The following is a 9,186-nucleotide window of genomic DNA, read 5'->3' as shown; positions in this document are numbered from 1 at the left end:
CCCCTGTAACGTCCATCGACATCACTGAACAGATTCGGCGCCAGCATCGAGTGGTAGAGAGCCGTATAGAATGTCGTTCGCTCTCCAGCCGTGCCTCCGCTGATCTTTATCCTGCCAAGGCTGTCATCCCATTTCCCGGCGGCCTCGACCGCTATTTTATCAAAATCCCATCCAGGGATCTCCGCTTCGAGATTCTTTCTCGCTCCCTCCATGCTGACAGCCGATATCCCTACCTTGACAAGAAGGGTGCCGTCTTCCGCCGCCTCGAATCCAAACCATCCTTTTGCGCCCTCGATGCCGTTTTCGCCGGTGTCATCATTTCCAATAAGTCTGTTACCGGAAATCACACTTCCTGTTATCGGTCTGGAAAATCGGGCCACGAAATAGACATGCTGATCTGCCGCCCAGGCTTCTGACCTTCTGAACCCCTCGACCTCGTTCCTTCCAGAGATCCGCAGGCTGGAGTCCAGTACACGGTCCCTGTGATCAAGGTCTATAAATATCCCCACCTCATCAACAGAATCAAAACTGTACCTGTGAAACCCGCACCTTTCGGTAACCGTCAGTTCGGCCACTATACCACGGCTGCTTGAATCCAACGAATTATCGAGCAACGAACTGTCGCGCATCGGGCTATTGAGAAGTACCGAGTAATATCCTGGAGATGCGTGTTCCGAGGAATGGTCAAACGAGGCCCCGCACTCCCCGAGCTCTGAAGAAGCATCACCGGCAAATGGGTCCGCTGTAACCGGCATGACCAGAATATCGCCGTAATCCGAACAACCTGTGCCACTGAGATGAGTATGGCTGAAGCCATAGATATGATTATCCGAATAATGGTAAGCCGAACATCCGTCCCATCCAGTCAGTCTTGTATCGGGACTTAGCTGCACCATACCGAATGGGCTCGATGCCCCTGGATAGGTATGTCCGTGTCCCCCCGTGCCAATAAACGGGTCGACCAGTCCGGCATACCTGAAAGTCTCCAGCTTGCCGCGCAGGCCACCGCCCGGGCAGGAAACAATATTCTGTCCAGCTTCTGAATGATCTCCTGTGACCTCAGGAGCCCTGCAGGAACCAGTGCCGCACCCTGCAGGAAAAACAGATACAAGCAGGATAACAGCCGCAGGGACCAGGGCAGTGAGTCTCATGTTATTCTTCTCCATATCGGAAGGTGGGACGACTCCGGAACGATGTCCCGTTATCCGCTTCTATGATCGTCTCGTTACCTGCCGTGGAGTATGGTACAGTGGCGGTGATCAAGTCCAGCTATATCAGGGCCGGATCATGACCTGTCTCTGTAATGAGACTTTATTTAATCTGAAAAAGAAAGGAGCAGGTCAAAACCTGCTCCATGCGAGATCCTGAAAGATCTGCCCCCCCCGGCTCGTTACCATATCTCCTGCAAGAGACTATTTCCCCGTCTCTGCCAAGAGATCATTTGTACAGATTCTTGATATTTCCCCAGGACGCGCTCGATGCTCCGATAGTCACATCGTGGGAAAAGGCGGAAAAACATTCTCCGCCGTCAAAAATCCCGTTTCCATCGATATCGGCATACGCCCACACATTCATCCCATAGCACCCCAGCCACTTCACATCGAGAGATATCGAATCGGAATAATTGTTACCCTCGTCTGTGGGTGTTGAAACCACCAGGCTGCCGGCATTATAAGTGCTCCCTGTCAGTGGCACTCCGTTTATTATCACCGTCCCGTTGCAGTCGCTCGAAGAAAGATTCTCGAAAACGAGGATCACATTGTCGTAGGCAACAGGTTCGTTGGAGAAACCGTCTACTACCAGTGTGAATTCACTGTTATAGAAAAAGTACCCATCCATCCCGTCAGTCGATGGTTCGAAGCTGCTGAGCATAGGAGCCTGGTAGATACTGTGATCGATGTCCAGAGTGCCGGTCTCTCTCAATACTTCCCCGCCCCTGTCATACATCGGATCGTACAGAGAATCGCCAGCCGTCACAGTAAAATATTCGGTAACGTCATACCTGTAGACGCAGGCCCCGGAAGGATATGCTACCAGACATGGATCCGAATGACTGTCCGCAGCAGAAACAACAGATATCAACAACGCAATCGCCAAGACTATTACCAGATTCTTCATTGTCCGCCCCCCTTGATACCAAAATATCGATTAGCAATAATTAACAAATAATGATTATTACACGATAACTATACTTCGAGAATATCTTCTTGTCAAGGCCTGGGAGTGAAATATCTTAAAATAGAGCAGTACACCAGGTCACAATAAGAAAAGTTCAATAGTCGGTGGATGACTGAAAGGCAAAAAAAACCCGCCAGAGCGGGCTTTTCATGATTATCTGAAAACTCTTGAGAGAACCGGGCAGGGCGCTGGCTGCGCCAATGCCCTGCTTCAGGATCATTTCTCTGAAGTCTCATCTGGAATGATCTCGGATTTTCCCTTCATGATCTGTTCCGCCCTCGATTTCTGCAGATAGAACGGATAACCATTCTGCGAAGAAAAGGCGGGATATTTATCATTCTCAATCGCGTAGATCGAAAGGATCACACTGACAGGCATCTTGACAACGATAGTGTAAAGAGGATCTCCGAGTTCATCCTTCGATCTCCCCTCTATGTAACTTTCACATTTGAGGTTCGCAAGCGCGTTGACGATCTGGTCGATCACCTTCTCATCAGCTGGCAGTCCATCGACTGTCGTCCATGGTGGTACCGTTGAAGCAACCGCAGCATCTCCCTCACTGGACAGGGCACTCAAAGCATCTTCGGGCGTCTTTGTCAGCTCGATGACCCCTTCGGTTGTCATCAATGTCAGACCGCTGACTTCGTCCCTGTTGATACTCACGGCTGTTTTGTCTCTCAACCTGTCTATCCCGGTATCAAACACCTGCCGAAGGTTTCCATTCGCCTGGTATATATCGTCGTCACCCTCCAGCCGAACGAAAGTATGTCTACGCGTGGACACTGCCTTACCAACATCAAGGGCAAGTATGAGATCTGGTCCCGCAAACACTTCCAGTTTTATCCTCATCCGATCCTCGAGTTCGTACAAGGAGTAGTTCTTCGATTCGGCGACAAGTGTCATAAGGCTGAACTTTTCGAGCGCATCGAGCATCTTGTCCACGGCGGCCTTGTCGGCTGGATATCCCGCAGGGCCGATGTTCCATTTTTCATCGCTCCTTTCCAGAAGGATCGATTTGCTGCCGATCGACTCGCCGTCGATCTGTTCACCCTCACGCGAAATGACGATCTTCGTCACATTTTCCCTTTTTACAGCATCTGATTCAGGCAGTTCATAGTGCGTCCTGTCGCTGTTTCTGAACACGATGTACAGCGAAAGCAGGGCGATGATCGCCAACAGCCCGATATATTCTTTTCTGAATTTCATCAATGCCTCCTCCGCTGTTATCTGCTGAACATCATCTCAATACGTTTTTTTCTCGCCTTTCTCCTCAACCAGACAATAACTCCGAACAGTGCGACTATGACAGGGAGACCTGCGATGTTGAAACTCTTCACCAATGTCTTGGTCCCCCCGGAGGTCTCTCTGAGTGGATTGTACCTCTGCATTTTACTTCTCATCTCGGCGTACTGGTCACGGCCATTCAGATGGTCCAGAAGATTCATCACAAATGTCGCGTTGGTCGATTCGCCCCCCTGGTCCAGAACATTGTTCTTCAGGAGAGCTGCAGAACCCACGACCACAAGTTTACCGGCTTCACCCTTCTCGATAAAAGCGCCTTCTCCTTCTATCCCTTCGGCAAGCTCCGCGGCCCGTGCAGCATCCATCTTTATCCTTGCAGCCTCAATCGAATCAGCGGCGGCCTCCTCGCTCACAGGTTTCTCCGGAATTTCTCTTCCCATAAAATAACTGGGGAACTCACCGGTCACTATGGCGGCAAGAGACGAACTCTTCAGCTCACCGGGATCGTCAGGCGGACGAAGAAACATCGGGTTGAGATTGATCCTGCCACTCATCTCCCAGGACCTCGCAGAGGACGAGAAAACCGTGCCGCCCTCGAGACCGACCGCTTCCAGCCTGTCCGGCTTCAATTCGACGGGTGAAGAGAGGATCGATATCAGGGCCTTGATATTTTTCATGAACGGCAATCTGTTGTTTATATTCTCGTCTCTGATGACCGGCGCGAAATAGATCGCCTGTTTGCCACCACCGTACATTTCGGGAAGTCTCTGTTCGAAACAGTTCTCGTCGAGGACGTACGATTTGGAGACTTCCAACCCATAATGCCCAAGGAGTTTCTCCAGCCCCGTGTTCAGGGGCCTGTAGACAGGTCCCTGATTATAGTTCATCTGCTGGCCCTGCATGGCGATTTCCTCGAAGGGATCCAGAAAGAGGGCCAGCGATTTACCTTTCATAAGAAACTGGTCTATCTGGAACAGCTCATAGTCGTTGAACTCCTGAGTCGGGCCGGCGATCACGAGGCAGTCTATCCCGTCCGGGATGCCCTCTCCCAGGTCCACGCTGTTGATGGAATATTCCTCTGAGATGAGAGCGTTAAGATTTGAGAGCCCTTCCTGCTGCGGTGGCTGCCCCGGCATCTGCTGGCCTCCGGACAACGGAAGTGCTCCGTGTCCCGAAAGAAATCCTATCTTCTTGTTGATATCGAGAACATCGTCGATGACCTCCGAGAGATTCTCATTCATCGTGGCCATGTCGGCAAAATTGTATTGAGTGCCAAACAAGGGCACACGCACAACGTTTATCAAGGGGATAGCCACATGCTTTCCACCGCTCGAAATAACTATTCCGGCAGAGCCTCTCTCCTGCGCGGGCTGGCCATCGACCGTCTGAGTCTGGGACGGCCATCTAAGCGTCAGCACTCCATAATCGACTGCTTCTTTCTGCGCAGCAGGATCGTTCGATGGATCAAGAGAGGCAAAGACCAGCTTCCCGTAATACTTTTTATTAAGTTCCTCCACTATCGACCCGAGCTGGCCGGATACCCCTCTGATGTCACCGATCCGCAACCTGGAAGCGATATCCGACAGGGATGAAGAAAGGTAGAGCCTTATATCCACAGGCTCCTCAAGGTTGAGAAGTACACTGATCTTACTGTTCATCTTCTCGATCATAGAAGTTAACCTATACTCAAGACCTTCCGTCGTCGTTATCGAGGGAATCTTGTCCAGAACGTCGCCGTGCATCATTACCATACCCATGTAGGCTTTTTTGAATTTCACTTCGTCCTGCTCGATGTTCTGGATCTGTACGGGGTAGATCCCGTATCCGCGCGCCAGTTCCTGATTCTTTCTCGCCTTTTCGCTGATGTCACCCTCTTCGGCACTGACATCGTAGAACCTGTAGTTGAAATATCTGTTCGAGTGCGCCGAGTATTCCTCGAGCAGGTCGTGCAGGTACCTCTCGGTATTGTTGTGCGGTGCTGGCAGGTCCTTCGTAAAGAACACATTGATCGTCAGCGGCTCAGATAATGTCGAAACAGCTTCGATGCTGGCGTCCGACAGGGAATAGAGTCTGTTTGCAGTGAGATCGAGCCTGAAGAACAATGTCAGGCCGGCTATATTGACAAGCACGACTACCGCAAGGTAGAGAAGGAACCTGTAATATTTCTGTTGTCTGTCTGTCCTCTTCATATCATCCCCCCTATTTCTTCTCTTCGACAACCAGATGCGCGCCGTAGAGAGCGACAAAGATCAGGCTTACGAAATAAAGGATGTCCCGGGAATCGAGTATGCCCCTGGCGACGTTCTGGAAATGATAGGCCGCACCTGCATACTGGAAAAATCCCAGAAGCGATTCGGGCATGAAAAATAGAAGTTTATCGATCAGGGTAAGCACCAGGCAGATGATCATACCCGTTATAAACGCGATTATCTGGTTCTTGGTCAATGACGATGCGAATACCCCAATCGCGCTGTAAGCCGCCCCCAACATCACGGCCCCGATATAGCCACCCACGACTGGCCCCCAGTCGAGCTCGCCGATAGCAGCGATCGTAATCGCATAGCTGAGAGTGGGAAGAAGCATGATCGCGACAAACGCGACGGCTGCGAGAAATTTCCCGACGATTATATCCCTGAAAGTCACCGGAAGCGTCGCGAGTATCTCGTACGAGCCGACGTTGAACTCCTCCGAGAAAAGCCTCATCGTCAACGTCGGGACGATGAAGGAAAAAATCAATGGCAGAAGCGAGAAGAAATCCCTCAACTGGGCCTGGTTGTAGAGGAAAAAGGTAGAAAAGAAAAACCAGCCCGTCAATACGAGAAAAATGGCAATCACGATATACGCGATCGGGGAGACAAAGTAAACCTTGAACTCCCTCTTGAATATAGTAATCAGGTTTGCCGGGTGAGACATCGTCAATTCTCCTTTGTCAGTTCTCTGAATATCTTTTCAAAGCTCTTGGACTCCTGCCGATACTCAAGCAGTATCCAGCCCGTTCCCTTTATCTTCTCGTATACTTCCGCGCGAATATCTTCGGAAGTCGAGCAACTGACGATGAACGGCATATCGCCGTTCTCTGTTCCCGTTCTTTCTACACCGGTCACTCCGTCTATTCCCGAAAGGCATGTTTTGACTTCATTCTCGTCCGCACCGCTAAGCACAAGGCTCAATGTGTATTCCGCCTCGGAAGATCTCTTGAGTTCTTCTGTGCTGCCATCCGCCACGATCTTTCCCTTGTTTATTATCACTACCCTGTCACATGTAGCCTCGACTTCGCTGAGAATATGAGTGGAGAGGATAACCGTCTTTTCGGCTCCTATCTTCCTGATGATGTCACGGATCTCGACGATCTGGTTCGGGTCTAGTCCGGAAGTAGGTTCGTCGAGGACCAGGATCTCCGGGTCGCTCATCATCGCGTGGGCCAGTCCCACCCTCTGCTTGTATCCCTTGGAAAGCTCGTGTATGGAACGATGCATCACGTCTTTCAGGCCGCATATTTTGACCAGATCCTGAATCCTGTCGGCCATCGCATCACTGCCCAGGCCACGGATCTCCGCCACATAGACCAGGTAATCGTAAACGAGCATATCCTGGTAGAGGGGAGCTGATTCGGGCAGGTACCCTATCATTCTCTTTATTTCAAGGGCGTTCTTCTCGACATCCAGTCCTCTTGCAACTATACTTCCCGATGTGGCCGACAGATACCCTGTCAATATCCTCATCGCAGTCGTCTTGCCGGCGCCGTTCGGGCCGAGAAGTCCGAGGACCTTCCCCCGTTCAATCGTAAGACTGACATGATCGAGGGCACACAGGTCGCCATAATATTTCGTAAGATCAGTAATTTCAATCATAGACGACTCCTTTCAGATCTGATTAATCGAAAGATGGCATCTTGCCTTGCATAGCTGATTAAGTAAATTATACAGAGAGAAATTAAATAAATTCCAGTTTTCCTGCAATTGAAATCTCACTAACTCCACCAAAAGGTCCGATTTTCCCTTGACAGGTTCATTCATATTATATATACTTCATTTGAATTGAAGTATGTCTCCCTGGTTCAAGGAGGTAATGATGAATAGATCTTCCCGGCTTAAAACCGCCAACCCATGGATGCTGGGCCTTGCGGGAATCACACTCGTGTTCATACTGGGTACAGTCTTCGCTTTTAGTGAGAATCATTTCCAGGCACTGCAGATGGCCATCATGAGCTGGGCCTTTATCACTCACCTGGTGATCATCGTCAGGACAAGGAATCCGGTCTATATTGTAAGTCTGCTTTTCTACCTCTTTGCCGCCCTGACTTCACTAAGTGTTCTCATCGGGTTCCGGACAGGTATCCCATATTTCGCCTCTGCGGCTCTTATCATGTTCGCGGCCTTCATATATACTCTGGTGAAGAAAAAGATAAAATGGTATTACAGAGACACTCTCGAACTGGCGGCTCGACCTGTAGAGACCGCCGAAGACGGGTTCACGCCGAGGCCATGGCCAGCCGGCTCCGTGGATTTCACAAGTAACGAGATCCTTAAGTTCGCACGATTCATGAAAAAATACGCAATTGTAGTCCCATATGTCGAGAAGTACCGTGTCGTATTCGTTGTACCCGAAAATATTCTCAAACATTTTTTCATCCCCTGGCAGGGATACGGCGGCACGACATGGGTCGCGTTCGATTTCGATAACAAGATGACAGTCAATATCGCTCAAAAAGATTACAACAGATACAGGGAAGAGCTGACATTCGACAAGCTGTGCGCTTCGTTCGGAGACATGTTCAGAACGTTTCTGGAGATGCACCGGAACGGCGATCAGAAAAAAATACTGGAGCTTCTGAATAACGCCCGAGGTTGAAAGGGCCGACAGCCCGACATGGCGAAAGGACATCTTGACTATGGATTTTCTCAACGCATCAAAACTGGGATCACTGATATCGAAGGAATACGCCAGGTCGTTTTTCAGGCTGCTCGCCACATACAGCGATATCTCGGCCTCTGAAGCAGCCTCAAGACTCGACATCCATATAAAAACCGCCCAGGATTTTCTCGAGGGCCTGCACCAGTTCAAAATAGTCTCGCGTAAGGAAGTCTCCGAAAAGAAACGGCCATATTTCAGATACAGCTTGATCCGGAAACAACTAACGATAGATATAGACCTCGCCGGACTCGCCGACCCCCCATCTGCTGGAAAAGAAAGCCTGATCCTTATAAAGGAAAAGAAAAATTCGGGAGTGATCTTCAAGACATTCGGGAAAAACGATTTCATCTCTTCCATACATTTCTTTACCGGAAAAGGCAGATCCAGAGATGAACGCAGAATCAGCCTGACGAACCCTCAGGGGAAATTTCTCTTTCACCTTCCATTCCCCACAGAAAATCACCTTTCAGTGGAACATATAATGAAGAAAAGCGACACGCCTCGCTCATACCTCCCCGAGATCATGGATATCGTTGACCTCCTGATCGATAACGGCATCGTCGAAACATCCTGTTAATCACTGGCCACCGGAATCACAGAATGATTTTCCGTGTATTTTTCAATCTTAAATCTCCATCTGGAATTATTTTTGAAACCATCCGATACCCTCATGCGACATTGAATGTGATACGAGCAGACCCCACCTGCACCCGTCTTCGTCACCGCCCAGGAAAGGTGAAAGATGAAATTTCGGAAAGTAACAGGCATGGGAATCCCTGTCTGCCTTATATTCTGTGTTCTGGTGTCAACCGGATGCGGAGAACCAGAGCTCCAGAGTACATGGCTTAACAG

The 9,186-nt window shown here is 49.9% G+C and carries 8 protein-coding genes; 2 read left to right on the top strand and 6 right to left on the bottom strand.

What is annotated here, in order from left to right:
- From KOO63_02535 to KOO63_02510, 6 genes are all read right to left on the bottom strand, one after another.
- Positions 1 to 1,151, bottom strand: a 1,151-nt coding sequence (locus KOO63_02535) for a glycoside hydrolase family 92 protein (protein MBU8920715.1), incomplete at its 3' end; no start/stop codon positions are given.
- 286 nt (positions 1,152 to 1,437) lie between these two features.
- Positions 1,438 to 2,118 (bottom strand): hypothetical protein, encoded by a 681-nt coding sequence (locus KOO63_02530; protein MBU8920714.1) that lies wholly within the window; start codon positions 2,116 to 2,118, stop codon positions 1,438 to 1,440.
- Between the two features lie 276 nt (positions 2,119 to 2,394).
- Positions 2,395 to 3,384, bottom strand: coding sequence for a DUF4340 domain-containing protein (locus KOO63_02525; GenBank protein ID MBU8920713.1), 990 nt, complete (start codon positions 3,382 to 3,384; stop codon positions 2,395 to 2,397).
- A 17-nt stretch (positions 3,385 to 3,401) separates the two neighbouring features.
- Positions 3,402 to 5,609 (bottom strand): Gldg family protein, encoded by a 2,208-nt coding sequence (locus KOO63_02520; protein ID MBU8920712.1) that lies wholly within the window; start codon positions 5,607 to 5,609, stop codon positions 3,402 to 3,404.
- A gap of 10 nt (positions 5,610 to 5,619) precedes the next feature.
- Positions 5,620 to 6,333, bottom strand: a complete 714-nt coding sequence (locus tag KOO63_02515) for an ABC transporter permease (GenBank protein MBU8920711.1) — start codon at positions 6,331 to 6,333, stop codon at positions 5,620 to 5,622.
- Between the two features lie 2 nt (positions 6,334 to 6,335).
- A complete protein-coding gene (locus tag KOO63_02510; GenBank protein ID MBU8920710.1) occupies positions 6,336 to 7,271 on the bottom strand; it encodes an ABC transporter ATP-binding protein in 936 nt (311 codons plus the stop codon).
- Positions 7,272 to 7,488: 217 nt separating this feature from the next.
- Between KOO63_02510 and KOO63_02505 the strand changes: the two genes are divergently transcribed.
- Complete coding sequence (locus KOO63_02505) at positions 7,489 to 8,271, top strand: hypothetical protein (protein MBU8920709.1); 783 nt, start codon at positions 7,489 to 7,491, stop codon at positions 8,269 to 8,271.
- 40 nt (positions 8,272 to 8,311) lie between these two features.
- Complete coding sequence (locus KOO63_02500; protein MBU8920708.1) at positions 8,312 to 8,911, top strand: hypothetical protein; 600 nt, start codon at positions 8,312 to 8,314, stop codon at positions 8,909 to 8,911.
- Positions 8,912 to 9,186: the final 275 nt, after the last annotated feature.

This window comes from Candidatus Latescibacterota bacterium (assembly GCA_019038625.1).
Classification (GTDB): domain Bacteria; phylum Krumholzibacteriota; class Krumholzibacteriia; order Krumholzibacteriales; family Krumholzibacteriaceae; genus JAGLYV01.
The sequence above is the reverse complement of the archived record's forward strand: the minus strand, read 5'-3'. Positions and strand labels throughout refer to the sequence as shown.